The organism is Virgibacillus phasianinus (assembly GCF_002216775.1).
In the GTDB taxonomy this organism is placed as follows: Bacteria; Bacillota; Bacilli; order Bacillales; family Amphibacillaceae; genus Virgibacillus_F; species Virgibacillus_F phasianinus.
This window is the reverse complement of the sequence record NZ_CP022315.1, coordinates 1609330-1623563: the sequence shown is the minus strand read 5'-3', so window position 1 is coordinate 1623563 and position 14234 is coordinate 1609330. Positions and strand designations below refer to the sequence as shown.

6 protein-coding genes are annotated in these 14234 nt (G+C 33.9%); 3 read left to right on the top strand and 3 right to left on the bottom strand.

The features are described 5' to 3' along the window. Positions 1-140 precede the first annotated feature (140 nt). Positions 141-2258, bottom strand: a complete 2118-nt coding sequence (locus CFK37_RS08190) for a CDP-glycerol glycerophosphotransferase family protein (protein WP_089061405.1) — start codon at positions 2256-2258, stop codon at positions 141-143. Between the two features lie 182 nt (positions 2259-2440). Between CFK37_RS08190 and CFK37_RS08185 the strand changes: the two genes are divergently transcribed. After that, on the top strand, positions 2441-4000 hold the full coding sequence (locus tag CFK37_RS08185; RefSeq protein ID WP_089061404.1) for a glycosyltransferase: 1560 nt from the start codon (positions 2441-2443) through the stop codon (positions 3998-4000). 69 nt (positions 4001-4069) lie between these two features. On the opposite strand, the gene CFK37_RS08180 is transcribed toward CFK37_RS08185, so the two are convergent. Beyond that, positions 4070-7408 carry an N-acetylglucosaminidase gene (locus CFK37_RS08180; RefSeq protein ID WP_089061403.1) on the bottom strand — a complete coding sequence of 1113 codons (3339 nt, stop codon included), beginning with the start codon at positions 7406-7408 and terminating at the stop codon, positions 4070-4072. A 357-nt stretch (positions 7409-7765) separates the two neighbouring features. On the opposite strand from CFK37_RS08180, the gene tagD reads away from it, so the two are divergent. Both tagD and CFK37_RS08170 read left to right on the top strand, forming a co-directional pair. Further along, positions 7766-8164, top strand: a complete 399-nt coding sequence (gene tagD, locus CFK37_RS08175) for a glycerol-3-phosphate cytidylyltransferase (protein ID WP_089061402.1) — start codon at positions 7766-7768, stop codon at positions 8162-8164. Between the two features lie 112 nt (positions 8165-8276). Further along, positions 8277-9341 carry a CDP-glycerol glycerophosphotransferase family protein gene (locus CFK37_RS08170; protein ID WP_089063574.1) on the top strand — a complete coding sequence of 355 codons (1065 nt, stop codon included), beginning with the start codon at positions 8277-8279 and terminating at the stop codon, positions 9339-9341. Between the two features lie 62 nt (positions 9342-9403). Here CFK37_RS08170 and CFK37_RS08165 read toward each other — a convergent pair whose 3' ends face one another. Further along, the gene (locus CFK37_RS08165) at positions 9404-14026 is read right to left on the bottom strand and encodes a cell wall-binding repeat-containing protein (protein ID WP_089061401.1); all 4623 of its coding nucleotides are present in this window, start codon (positions 14024-14026) and stop codon (positions 9404-9406) included. Positions 14027-14234: the final 208 nt, after the last annotated feature.

Genomic DNA, 14234 nt, shown 5'->3' with positions numbered 1-14234 from the left:
AGGTCCTCTCAAATCTTTATATTAATAATAAGTTAAATAAGTTGAACTTGATTTTATACATTACTAAATTATACAAGCTACCCTTGTAAAAGACAATAAATTAAAGGCTTATACCCAATATTCGGGTGTAAGCCTAATTATTACCTTTTAAATACTTGCTTTACGACCCTTTCACTAGCATTTCCATCCTCTAGATAACAAAATTTCTCATAAAAAGCCTCAGTAGTATCTGAAGGATTAAAACCAATTTTATCTAACCTTTTAATAGAAGAAATGACCTCTTCCGTTGTTTTTACTAAAGGGCCAGGAGCCTTCTCTTCAAAATCAAAATAAAAGCCGCGAAGGTTATCCCGATAATCTTCAATGTCATATACGAAGAACAACATTGGTCTCCGTAAATTTGCATAGTCAAAGAAAACAGAAGAATAATCTGTAATTAATAAATCAGCTATTAGATACAATTCCCTGATATCCTCATGATGTGAAAGGTCATATACAAACCCCTCAAACCCTGTCAAGTCCAAGTTCTCAGCTACCAGGTAATGTAGTCTTAATATAACTATATAATCTTTACTAAACTCTTCTTTTAACCGTTCTAAATCTAGCATAAGGTTGAATTTATATTTACCTTTTGCATAAAACTGATTATCTCTCCATGTTGGGGCATACAATATTACCTTTTTATCTTTTGGAAGCTTTGCCTTTTGTTTAATTTGATTTATTGTTTCCTCATTATTTGAATTTAATAGAAAATCATTTCTAGGGTAGCCAGATTCAATCATTGTTTTTTTAAATTGGAATGCCCGCTCGAAAATTTCTGTTGAGTACGCGTTTGGGGATACAAGATAATCCCATTTGCTTGCCTCTTTTATAAAGTTTTGTTTGTATTTAACAGTGTTAGTTCCTGGCATATGAACTTCATCCATATCAGCCGCCAGACGTTTCAAGGGCGTTCCATGCCATGTTTGTAAATAAATCGTATGATTTGGCTTTGGAATCCAAAGTGGTAAACGACTATTTGATACCCAATAACCTGCACGCGCCATCAACAATAACCATTTTATTGAAAATCGACGGACGTAATTTACATCCTTATCATCAAAAGACCTCATGTGCCTACGATCAACACTCCAATACATTTCATATGAAGGGTCATTTTGTAATAGATATTCATATATTGCCCTGGGGCTATCACTATACTGCTTTCCTAAAAAGCTCTCGAACATAATCACTTTTCTTTTTACTGGTAAATACCCTAAAATGACAAAAGCTAATTTGTATAACTTTTTCAGTGTACTGCCTCTTCTGATTTTGACCCAATTGGATTTTAATTTTCGATACACTTCATTTTTTACGTTATACTCTGAAATTTGAAAAGATAAATATTTTGATTTTCTGGTTGGTTTAATTTTCATTTTCATTTTTTTGTTATTATATTTTAGGAAGTTGACCTGTGATGGATTCTTTTTATGATTGCAGCGTGCCCGTGTGCTTCTTACAGTTTGTTGTTTTCCATCCTTTTCATAGGTTAACTCCAAATAAAATTTAAAATATTTTCTTTTGTCTAAGACTATATATGAAAAGTAATTAAATTCACCTTTAAAACCAGCGTCTAACAGTTTTTTATTTTTATTGTATTTGTCAAAGAGATCAGTTCTTTCATCTTTTTGAACAGGAATTTTGATCTCAGTATCATCCAAATTATTCACTACAATTACTTCTAAATTAATAAGAGTACAGTCATCGGTAAGATATAAAGGGGCATAATTAAAATGCCCAGAGAACTCTAGCTTGTCATTTGAAAGTTTAATCTCATCAAAGTTACAAAACAATTGGTATTCATTAATACGAAATGAAACATTACCTTTTTTTGTTGTAAAAGGATAAAAAATCTTTTCTCTTTCAGATAATATGATAGTATTAAATCGTAAATTATCATAATTACTTTTTATTCGTACTTTAGAAACTTCACCATCTTTTTCTTTAAATAGAGACAAATCCCATATCTCAAGAGTGGAAAATTGTTCTTTATGTGAATCAAATGAAAAGTATAATTCAAAAATTGTATACTCTTCTTCCTCAGATATAATAGAAGAATCGACTTCTATTACTTCTTCACCATACCTATGTGATAATGCGAAATAATAGGAGTTATAACTATCTAAGTACTCATTACGAAAAGGCACTTGAAGTGTATATGTATTATTTTGAACGCTTAGTTTAATCAACTTTCTATTTTTTAAATCGTTTTCCGACATGATGACTGTGTACTCCTCTCAATTGTATGATGTACAATCCATATTATATTATACGAGCTTAAGTTTTTTCAAATTTACATTTAACCATCTATTTATAGTACACTATTTATAGTTAATTTTGTTTATGTAACTTCAATTTATACATGATAATATTACATTTAATTTAAAGTGAGGTATTACTAATGAAACCAACAATGTATTTTTTAATGAATTCTATAGATTTAGAGAGAGGTGGTCTTACGAGGGCATCTTTAAAACAAGCTTCTTTTTTTGCTGAAATGGGATATGATACGTATATGCTTACATTCAACTTTAATCCTAAATACCCACGTATACGCAAAAAGTTGTTGGAAATGAATAAGGTTCATAAAGATGTAACTATCCTAAACATGTACGAAGAGTTTGAGGGTTTTAGCAAACCACTAGTAAGTAATGCTGCATCACAGAAAGTTTCTTTAGACCAGCTTTCTGAAGGCCACCCATTTGACATAAGAGAAGGTTATAATGCTTACAGAATATACAAAAACGGAATCTATACAAAGTATATAGCACTTAATAAAGATAATTCATTGGATTTCATAGATTACTTTAATGAAAATAGATATCGAACAAAACGTGAAGTTTATGATTTATGGGGGAACCTCAAAAAAGTTTCCTATATGGACTTAGTCCTAAATAAACCGCGCCAACTTATTTACTATGATAATGATGGAAGAGCATACTTAACCCAATGGAATAACCCTGGCAATGGAAAAGTTCAACGGATTCTATTATTTAACGAGGACTCTTCCATTAGGAATACATTTGTAGATGATGATGTATCTCATAAGGTGGATTGGTTAACAAAAGTGGTAAACAGAATTCCTAATGAGAAGTCTGTAATTGTTTCAGATACTAGAAGTACGGATGAAGTTTTAATTAATTTCAAACATCCTAAAGCGGCTACAATTTGGAGGTTACACAGCAGCCACCTGGATGAACCCTTTGAAGTAGATTCACCTATTACAAGTAAAGTAAAAGCTGGCATGGAAAATATAGAAAAGTTTGATGCAGCGGTCTTTTTGACTGAAGAACAAAAACGGGATATTATTAGCCAAGTTGGTCATAAATCGCCATATCAAGTGATACCGCATTATCATGAAGATAATAAAAAATCTATTAAAGGATTAATCAAAAATAAAAGTAAAAATACAAAACTAGGCATTGTTGTCAGCAGATTATCCACTCTAAAAAGGATTGACCATATTATCAAAGCCTTCCAATTGACTGTTGAAAAAGTTCCTGATGCACAACTTGAAATTTGGGGAAAAGGTGATCAGGAAGCAAACCTGGAGAAACTGATTAAAAATCTTAAATTAGAAAATAACGTATTTTTAAAAGGTTACACACACAATCCTGATGACATATATCAAAAAGGAATTTTTTCAGTATTAACATCTAAAAAGGAAGGGTTTGCGTTGTCCGTAATGGAAAGTATGTATAATAAAACACCAGTTATTAGTTATGATATTAAATATGGACCAAACGACATGATTGTTAATGATGAAAATGGGTTTATAGTAGAAAGTGGTAATATTGAAGAGCTTGGTGCAAAAATGACTTATATGTTTGAAAATCCACAAAAAGCAATCAAAATGGGAAAGCAGGGAAACAAATATATTGAAAATCATTTCAGTAAAAAAATATACAAGGAGAAATGGTTAGAAGTAGTTGATTTTGCTCTAAATAATAAATTTCAATAATGAACAAGTATATTTTCATATGCGTTTAAAATGAAACACACTATCTAAAAATAGATAGTGTGTTTCACTTTAACCCTTATAAACCGGTATATCTAGATAAATAACATAGGACTCCAATTGTTGATAGAGGTCATACATAGTATACACTTGTTTTGAGGCCCAACCTATATCTGTTGCATATTGGTGAGTAGCATATCCACTAGATGAATAATTCCATCTCATTTCGTATATTGTATTCTGACCAGCATTTACGTAATACCGCCCAATGAATTGGGCACCTTCTATAATTGCTGTCCTAACGTCGAACCACCCATTTTCATATGCAGTTTGAGCACCACAATCATATGCGCATCCATCAAAGGCACCCACTCCGTACATATTGTATACTTTCCTAGGTGATATATCCATTATGATTGGGTTGCCATTTTTGTCTCTTACTATTTTGCCATCGTTATCCATATCTCTTTTAACCCATCTGCTAATACCCGTTGCAAGCTCAGAGGTACCATTTCCGGTCTCAAGCTTTGCGTGTGACACTAAGTAAACGTCATTTACATGGTACTTTAATCCACCTTCAATAAATGCGCCACCCATGCCTTCAAGTATTCCGTTCCCTTCTAATATCCTATTTAAGTTAGTTGCATCTGCGGAACTGTTAAGAGATAGATCTAGAAATTGAAACTTCTGATACTTATTGTTAATAAAATTATCTGGATTCATATAATAAGCTATATCAGTGGGACTTGCATTTACAAATTGGTGGTATTTTGTAAATTCAATTTCATACCATCCATTAACCTCGTCCAGAATTGTAACCCTTGTTCCCTCGGTTATCTGACCAACAATCCAGTAATTTGTACTAGGTCCACCACGAACATTTAACACCTGTGCGTTATATACTTTATCTTGGTCATTAATGTATCTTTTTGAGACGTAGGTTTTATATTCGTTTGTTGTTTGTGCATTTGCATTAATTTGTGCTTGCAAGGCCTCAGAAAATGTTAAATCATAATATGTGTTTGAATTAACGTATTCATTTAAAAATGATTCATGTATCCAGACTTCTTTATTATTTAATATACCGCGGTACCATATGTTTCCACCGACCCTTTCAGTTAAATTCACTGTAAAGAGCTGATTTTCATATTTAGATAAATCGCCGTAGACAATATCTTTTGAACCGCCCCACGCTTTGGCGTAGGCGTTACCGCTGCCTTCAATAGAGAATAATTTTGTTTTACTGTCTACTCCAACATGCGGATTAGTCGATAAATCTTCCGCTTTTACCCAACCTACTACCCCTCTCTCCCTACTAGGTTCCAGACTAATAAGGTAATAGGTTTGTTCTTTAGAAATAGCTTGTTCTTTAATGTAGTACACTTGATTTGTATACTTTTCTCCCGCTGTCGTATATGTCGAATCACTTTCTAAACTATTGAATATTTTCACACTTGTACTTCTTATATGTCCTAATTTACTTGTATGACTTTGAATAGATGATTTTACGTAAGCTTCATGTAACCATATTGTTTTTCCGTTCAGTTTACCGCGATACCATGTGTTATTTCCAACCGCTTCTGTTAAATAAACAGTGAATTCCTGATTTTCATATTGGGACATATCTTCGTATACTAAATCCTTTGAACCGCCCCACGCTTTACTGTAAGCACTGCCTGTTCCTTTTATATAAAAGGTTTTGGTCTTTCTATCAATTCCAGTATGAGTGTATGTAGACATGTCTTCGGCCCTCACCCAACCTACTACTCCATTGATTCTACTAGGTTCTATACTTATTAAATAATACGTTTGTCCATTAGTTACCGCTTGTTCTTTAATGTAATAAACCTGATTTGTATATTCCTCACCTGCAATTTTATACGATGATTCACCGTATGGGTGCTTATAAATTTTCACATTTGAACTTACAATATGTCCAAGTTTACTAGTATGACTTTGGCTATGCTCTACTACATAGGCTTCATGCAACCATATCGTTTGTCCGTTCAATTTACCGCGATACCATATGTTATTTCCAACTGCTTCAGTTAAATAAACAATGAATTCCTGATTTTGATATTGGGACATATCTTCGTATACTAAATCCTTTGAACCACCCCATGCTTTACTATAAGCACTGCCTGTTCCTTTTATATAAAAGGTTTTGGTCTTACTATCAATTCCGGTATGAGTGTATGTGGACATGTCTTCAGCTTTCACCCAACCTACTACCCCACTTATCATACTTGGCTCCAAACTTATTAAATAATAGACCTGACTGCCTAACTGAGCCTGTTCTTTTATATAATAAACTTGGTTTGTATATTCTTCCCCGGCCGTAACCGCAGAATCTTGATCATCTAATGTTCTATATATTTTTACACTTTCGCTTCTTATATGGCCTATTCTGCTTGTGGGACTTTTTGTGTAAGACTTTACATAGGCTTCGTGTAACCATATTATCTGACCATTCAACTTTCCTCGATACCATGTATTATTTCCTACAGCCTCTGTTAGATACACGGTAAATTTTTGATCTTCAAATTTTTTCATATCTGAGTAAACTAAATCCTTTGAACCACCCCAAGCCTTGCTATAAGCACTACCTGTTCCTTTTATATAAAAGGTTTTGGTCTTACTATCAATTCCGGTATGGGTGTATGTAGACATGTCCTTGGCCTTCACCCATCCTACTACTCCATTAATTCTGCTTGGCTCTAAACTTATAAGATAATACGTATCCTCATTAACATAGGCCTCTTCCTTAATGTAATAAACTCGGTTAGTATATTCCTCGCCCGCAGCTATATAGGATGACATATCAGTCAGATTTTTATAAATCATCACACTTAGACTTCGAATGTGACCTATTCTGCTTGTATTATTTTTTTTTATTTCTTTTTCAGTAATAGTATCGGATTTGGATTCGGTTAATTGATTTACCGATTTATTCCTATTTATTGAATCCATTTCAGTTTTCCTTGTTATATCCGGTTGTTTCTTTTCCTTTTTTACCTTTTCCTGATTACTTGCTGAATTATTATCTTCTATTACAGTTTCTTTTTCTTTATTTGTTTTATGTTCTTCTTGTGAATTGTCTTCTATATTTTTTGTTTTTTCCTCCATTATTACTGAAGGTTCATCTGTATGATTGGTATTTGCTTCTTTTACTGACTTATTTCCATCTGGATTGTCTTCATCTGTGGTGCGTTCTGTTTTGTTTGTGTTTTCATAATCTTTATTAATTGTTTCACTTTCTTGTTTTATCTCTTCGTTTTCCAATTGTGGATGAGTCAGTTCTGATTGTTCGATTTTGTTTTCAACATTACCATTACTACCTGCTAAAATTTGACTGGGGAATGTTAAACTAAAAATTAACAACGTAATAATTGCTATTGCTATCCTTTTCATTAAATACCTCCATATATATAAACTAAAAAAAAGTGCCTATACGGTCTAGTAATCTATTTGTAACTGTATTTTAATAAACCACCTCTTTTATCATATTATGCATTATAATTTGTCGAATGTTAATACTTTATGAAAAAAATTCCATTGTTCAATTTGTTAATTCAGATAGTTTATTAGCAAAAAATGCTTGTTTCTATTATTTTAATTTCGTAGTATACTAATATAGTAGTATTTTGTAATTATCTCAGAAAGTTTTTCTTTCAAATTCAAAATACATTTGTAGGAGTTTTGTTATTTTTATGTAAATAAAGTATGGTATTATATAAATAAATCGTATTACTTCATGGAGGTTATTGAATGAAAAAAGTAATCACATACGGAACATTCGACCTATTACACGTTGGTCATATTAATATATTGCGTCGTGCCAAAGAATACGGAGACTATTTGATTGTTGCAATTTCTTCAGATGAATTTAATGCACTAAAAGATAAGAAAGCATATTACAGCTTTGAACAACGAAAAGCAATTCTTGAGGCAGTGCGTTATGTTGATGAGGTTATTCCAGAGCATAACTGGGAACAAAAAGTACAAGATGTTCAAAATAATGATGTTGATGTATTTGTTATGGGAGATGACTGGAAGGGTAAATTTGACTTCTTAGCAGAGTATTGTGATGTAGTTTATTTACCGCGGACAGTAGGAATTTCAACCACACAAATTAAAAAAGATTTGAATAAATCAAACAATGGCTAGAGAATTAGCAATTACTGTGTACCTTTTTGTTTTTCGTACACTCTTTTATATCTTTAATTTAATTCCCCAGAAGAAGAAAACAGTTTTTGTTGCTTCATTTGGGGATAATATTTTGTTTACACTAAAAGAGTTGGAAAAACAAGTTGATGATCCGGTTGTTATTCTTAAAACCTCCCAATGTAAAATTGATTTTGGACATATTCCAAATGGTAAAGAATTATCTTTTAAGGGATTCTATTTATCTGATTGGATTCAATCCATTTATCATCTTGCAACTTCCGATAAAATTTTCATTGATAATTATTATGGATTTTTAGCAGTAACTGATTTCAAACCAAACGTTCAATGCATTCAATTATGGCATGCCGCTGGTGCCATTAAGCAATTTGGTTTAAAAGACCCGTCTGTTGAAAGACGATCTTCACGTGCATATGAACGATTTGTAAAAGTTTATCATCGTTTTACACATGTGGTGGTTGGATCGGAAAAAATGGCTAATATATTCAGGGAAAGTTTTGGAGTTTCAAATAATGCCATTATGCGTACAGGTATACCGCGTACAGACTTTTTCCATGACATCACTAAAATGCGTGAAGTGGAACAGGAATTAAAATCAAGATTTCCTATAATCAATCGCAAAAAAGTAATCTTATACGCACCTACCTATCGAGATAATAAACTCAATGAGGCAAAAATCGCCCTGGATATTCAAAGGCTTGAGGAACAGCTATCGGACCAATATGTTTTGTTTTTAAAACTTCATCCCGCAATAAAAAGTGATTTTTACAATGCCTATTCTAATTTTGTTTATGATGTATCAGATATTACCGATGTTAATGAATTGTTGGTTATTACGGATATCCTAATTACCGACTATTCATCTATCCCATTCGAATTTTCATTGCTCGAACGACCAATGATATTTTTTGCTTATGATTTGGATGAATACAAAAAAGATAGAGGGTTTTGTGAAGACTACAAGAGGCTTATTCCTGGTCCAATTGTAAATAATACGGATGAACTTTTACAAATAATTTGCAATAACAATTTTGACTTAAAACAAATCAAAGACTTTGCGCAGAGATGGAATCAATATTCAATAGGAAATTCTTGCAAATCACTTGTTTCATCCCTTTACACCGAAGAAAAGCAATACAAAGCGGTTGATCAAAGCTAATAAGACCATTAGAAAAGGATCCCTTATTTTTGGGATCCTTTTCTATTAGCATTTCCGGTAAATTAATTTCCAAGAAGCTTGTTTAGTGCCTTTTCAACATTCTTACTTATTGCAATTGGTCCTCCAATAACTGTTAAAAGATCTAAATCACTTTTGGTAATAAACTCTTCTACAACTTCTGGAACATGGTCAGTTACTAATAGTATACCTTCGCCTCTTTTAGCAGCGAGCGCTCCACTTGAAAGGCCATCAGCAAAATGTCTACCAGTTGCTACAAAGTAATGATTTGTATCTAGATCAAAGTATTCTGCTACCGCTATTGCTGTTTCATAACGGTTACCGCCTGCAACTCGATATGGATGTGGTAACTGATTCATCAAGTCTTTGGATACAACACTAGGTCCACCCACCACAAGAGTCTTTGTAACACCAAAATCAAACATTAGCTTTTCAGCAGACTTAGGAAGCTCCTTCCCATTAACTAATAGTATCGGTAATCCCTCCATAGCTGCATATGAACCTACAGATAAAGCATCTGGGAAGTTCATTCCATTAACAACTACAACTTCATTGGATTTTCCGTTTTCAACAACCTCTTTAGCCACATTTACAGATGTTTCAAAACGATTTGCTCCACCAATCCGGTGTACAGTTATACCTTGTTCTTTTAAATCAGCCTCAACCGACTTAGTAACAGCAAGTTCTCCACCAAGAATATAAACTGTTTTAGCACCTAAACGTGTAATTTCTTCCTTAGTAACTTTTGTAAATTTATTGGATTCTGTTAACAATAATGGTGCATCGTACTTTTTAGCTAATGGAATACCAGCCAGCGCATCGCCAAAGCGATCCCCACGAGCTAGAACCACTGTATCTGATTTTTCCCATCCCTCTTTACTTACTTCAACCGCGGTATGGTAAAGAGTAGCTCCTGCCAAACGATCAACACGTGATTCTGACTCATTACGATATACAGTAAACTCTTTGGTTGTTACATTTCCAGCAAAATCCTCAAGTGTTAATGTAAATACGTTATCGCCTGGTTTAAGTGATAAAGTGTGTTGAACTGTTTCATTGGCCGGATTTACATATGTTGATGGACCTTTGAATGGTAATTCATACACATGATCATCATTAACCTTTAGCGATAGGTAATTAAAATTATCCTTTAGGTTGAAATCCACTTTAATACTATCAACATCATTGTCCACAACTTTCGGTACTTCATATTCCATAGACGGATTTGTTGTATCAACAAAGATTGGTCGGTTAATAGCATGTTCTTTTCCAGCGTTGTCAACTGCTTTAAGTTTAATGTCTTTTGCGCCATCACTATCAAACTTGACTACCGTTGTAAATTTATATTTATTACCATCTTTTTCAACATCTATTTCCTTACCATTAACGGTAAATGATTCTAATGCAACATCTTCTTGTACATATCCCTTTACAGGAATCTCACGTTTACTATATGCACCGTATGGTTCGGGTGCATGTTCATCCGCATAAATCATTGGTGCTTCTTCATCACCAAATGACACAACATCAGATGAACTATTTGCTGCATTATCAGTTGCTTCCACGGTGACTTTGCTTCCCTCAGGTAAACCTGGTAAATTTACCTCTTTTGTATCACCAGGAACATAACCTAATAAATTTCCGTCAAGTGAAACACTAAATTCAAGGATACCAACTCCACTATCCGTTGCATCAATATTTAGTACACCAGACTCAGCATTATATGTTGCATTTACCTCTGGCGCAGTTGTATCCACATATAATGGATATTTATCTGATTGCCATTCTGCACCCTTGTAATCTATCAACGATTTAATCTCGTAGTAGTATACACCATCATCTACAACATTTGATAGATTTTTTCCATCCCATGCTCTTACAGGGTTGAAACTATAATACGAACCATTACCACCGTCAAAATATGTTTTGACAACATCATGCTCAACCAATACGCGACGTATTTGCTTCTCGTCCTCGTTCAAAATATTGAATTGCATTTCTGTTGCGTTACGCATAAATGCTGGTAACGGATAAACTGTATCATACTGTCCGTCTCCATTTGGTGATACTGGGTAATAAAGCTTTCCATCTATTTCAACAGGTTTAACGAAATATCCTTCTTCTCCGAATAACATGTCATGCCCGACACCAGGTCCAAACAATTTGTCAAAGTTATAGAATCTTTCCTCACCCAAGTCTTGAATGCCATCAAGTACTTCTGGCTCGTCCCAATTACCATAAAAGCCAACATATGGAATAGAAAGATCAGCAATTGTTTTATCTTCCGGTGTTAATTTAACAAAACCTTCGACAAAGATGTTTTCTCTTAAATCAAAAGAAGTTTTCTCCCCGTCTGCTGTAAGACCTGGGATTTTTGCATTTGTTAAATCAACAGATACTGTAAATGAGGTTGATTCTTCAGCAGGTACTGTAATTGATTCTGGTGAATCGATATTTACATCTTTCATGTTACCTGCAATTAATGCGTTATAGTCTACATCAGTAGTTTTTTGTAATGTATCTGCTAATACACTTGTATCCACATTGTAAGTAACATCTTTATCTGAAATATTTTCTGCTGTAAATGTCATTTCAAATGTTTTAGATTGGAAATCTTTTAATTCAACCTTTGCCTCGTCTGTAGAAGAATCCACAATTGTCACAGGAGTTCGTACTGCACTAAGCAGTTGCATCATACCTGCACCTTGACGTCGCGGAGAAAACGGCTGATCATTAAGATCCATAATGACATCAGCAGTATTCATTAATAATACTTTAGCCAAACGTGTACGTTCTTCATTAGACAAGTCAGCAAATCTATCATCTTTTTGTAAATATTGTTGTACTAGTGCTGATCCACCGGCAACATGTGGCGCTGCCATTGATGTACCACTTTTCACTCCATATTTATTATCATTTAACGTAGAGTAAATATTGCCCCCTGGAGCAGTTATTTCTGGCTTAAGTTCTAAACTAGGAGTTGTACCCCAAGAAGTAAACTCAGTCATTCTGCCCATTTCAGGTGATTCTTCTCTATTAAGTTTTGAAATATTTAAAGCTTTAGGACCTTCACTTAATACCTTTTCAAGTTCGGTTCCATCTTCAGCGTGTAACATTGTGAATGGTATTGCCCACCCACCTTGGTCCTTATAAAATTGTGATTGGCCATGATCATAAACAATAATACCGATTGCGCCAGCTGCTGCAGCATTATTTGTTTTATCAATAAACGCCAAATCACCACGTTTTACCAAGACCACTTTACCTTCTACATCAACACTAGCGAAGTCTTCTGCACTTCCACAGACCTTACATGCTTCTCCCGGTACTTCTTCAACACCTTTTAACTGTGACAAACTTACTACCTCAAGTTCTTGAGAAGCAGCCAAATCTGTCCAATCATCAATGCCATATCCGGTTGCTTGGAAATCGCCTACAGAAAGTTTATGTTCATATAAATAAGCTGTATTACCGGATGCTGCGACTGATATGGAGTCTGTATTTAATCCTGGTGCACCCACAACACCTATATCAGGATTTTTATAAAATGGGTTGTCCCATCCGTAACCAATGTTACCAGAATTACCTGCAGAGATTGCGGAAACAATTCCATTTTCTACTGCTCTCGTAATCGCTAGATCTTCCGGACTGTTAGCTTCATAGAATGATGCTGTTGAACCAAGGCTCATGTTTAGAACGTCGGCCCCAAGAGCAATAGCATCATCAATTGCAGCTAAATACACATCAGACCAAGTCGATTCAAAGTTCGGATCATTACTAAATACTTTCATGCCTAATACTTGCGCTTCTGGCGCTACCCCTTTAACGCCGCCATTTTGTGTATCGCCATTGGCTGCTACAATCCCAGCAACATGCATACCATGCTCTGAAGTTGCTGGTTTAACAGTATTGTTATGATCAAAATAGTTGTGACCGAATGGCACTTTTTCTGTGAAGTATTTACCTTCGACTTCTCCCTCACCAACAATTGCCTTTACTTCTTTTTTAGTCAGTTCCTCTTCCGTATCATCACTTAACACAAAGTCTCTATGTGAAGGGTCCACGCCAGTATCAATTACTGCTACTACCATTCCTTCACCTTTAAGATTTGCATCCGCCCAAGTTTGATGTGATTGAATGTACTCATGACTAGTATCCAAGTTGGGCTCAACTGGACGATTATATTCATTTGCTAAGTATACATTTTTTACGTTTGGTACAGCTTCAATCTTTTCAATGTTACCGAACTCTACTTTTCCACTGAAACCATTAAATGAAACTGCATAATCATAATTATAATTTATGTCAATACCCTTTGATGAAATTGCACTTTTTGCAGCCTTTTGCTGTTTTTCTACTTTATTCGTTAATGAGTCTTTCATTGATTGCGCGAGTCTTTTATACATTACACCCTTTTTGTTCGCATATTCTAAAGGTGTTTCTCCATCTAACTCCACAATTACCCTTACTTTCTCACTGTCTTTAAAGTTAGCATCTAAAGTGGGTTTTTTTATCTTATTAATTTTATCTAGTTGACTGGTTTTGCTTAATTTTGATTTATCGATTGATATTGCTTTGTCATTTGTACTAGCAAAGGCAAATGTTCCATTTGATAGTACTAAAAGCAAAATTAAAATGATAGAAAAGACTTTTCTAAATCTGTACATTAATTGCTCTCCCCCTATTTATTTTTTCGTCCAAAACCCAATCTCCTTCCCTACCATATTTTGACACAATTTCATCATAATTTTACAATGTTTTAAATTGAAAGTCAATTTGTTTTAAAAATTTTCTAATAAATTTAAATAAACCAGAATTAGGATCTTGATCTATCCTGATATTTCTTGAATAAATGAATTTGAATTTAAATTTACA

Bases quoted from the DNA above. Each gene is read 5' to 3' on its own strand.
- CFK37_RS08185 (WP_089061404.1), top strand. From the start codon at position 2,441: ATGAAACCAACAATGTATTTTTTAATGAATTCTATAGATTTAGAGAGA.
- CFK37_RS08190 (WP_089061405.1), bottom strand. From the start codon at position 2,258: ATGTCGGAAAACGATTTAAAAAATAGAAAGTTGATTAAACTAAGCGTT.
- tagD (WP_089061402.1), top strand. From the start codon at position 7,766: ATGAAAAAAGTAATCACATACGGAACATTCGACCTATTACACGTTGGT.
- CFK37_RS08165 (WP_089061401.1), bottom strand. From the start codon at position 14,026: ATGTACAGATTTAGAAAAGTCTTTTCTATCATTTTAATTTTGCTTTTA.
- CFK37_RS08180 (WP_089061403.1), bottom strand. From the start codon at position 7,408: ATGAAAAGGATAGCAATAGCAATTATTACGTTGTTAATTTTTAGTTTA.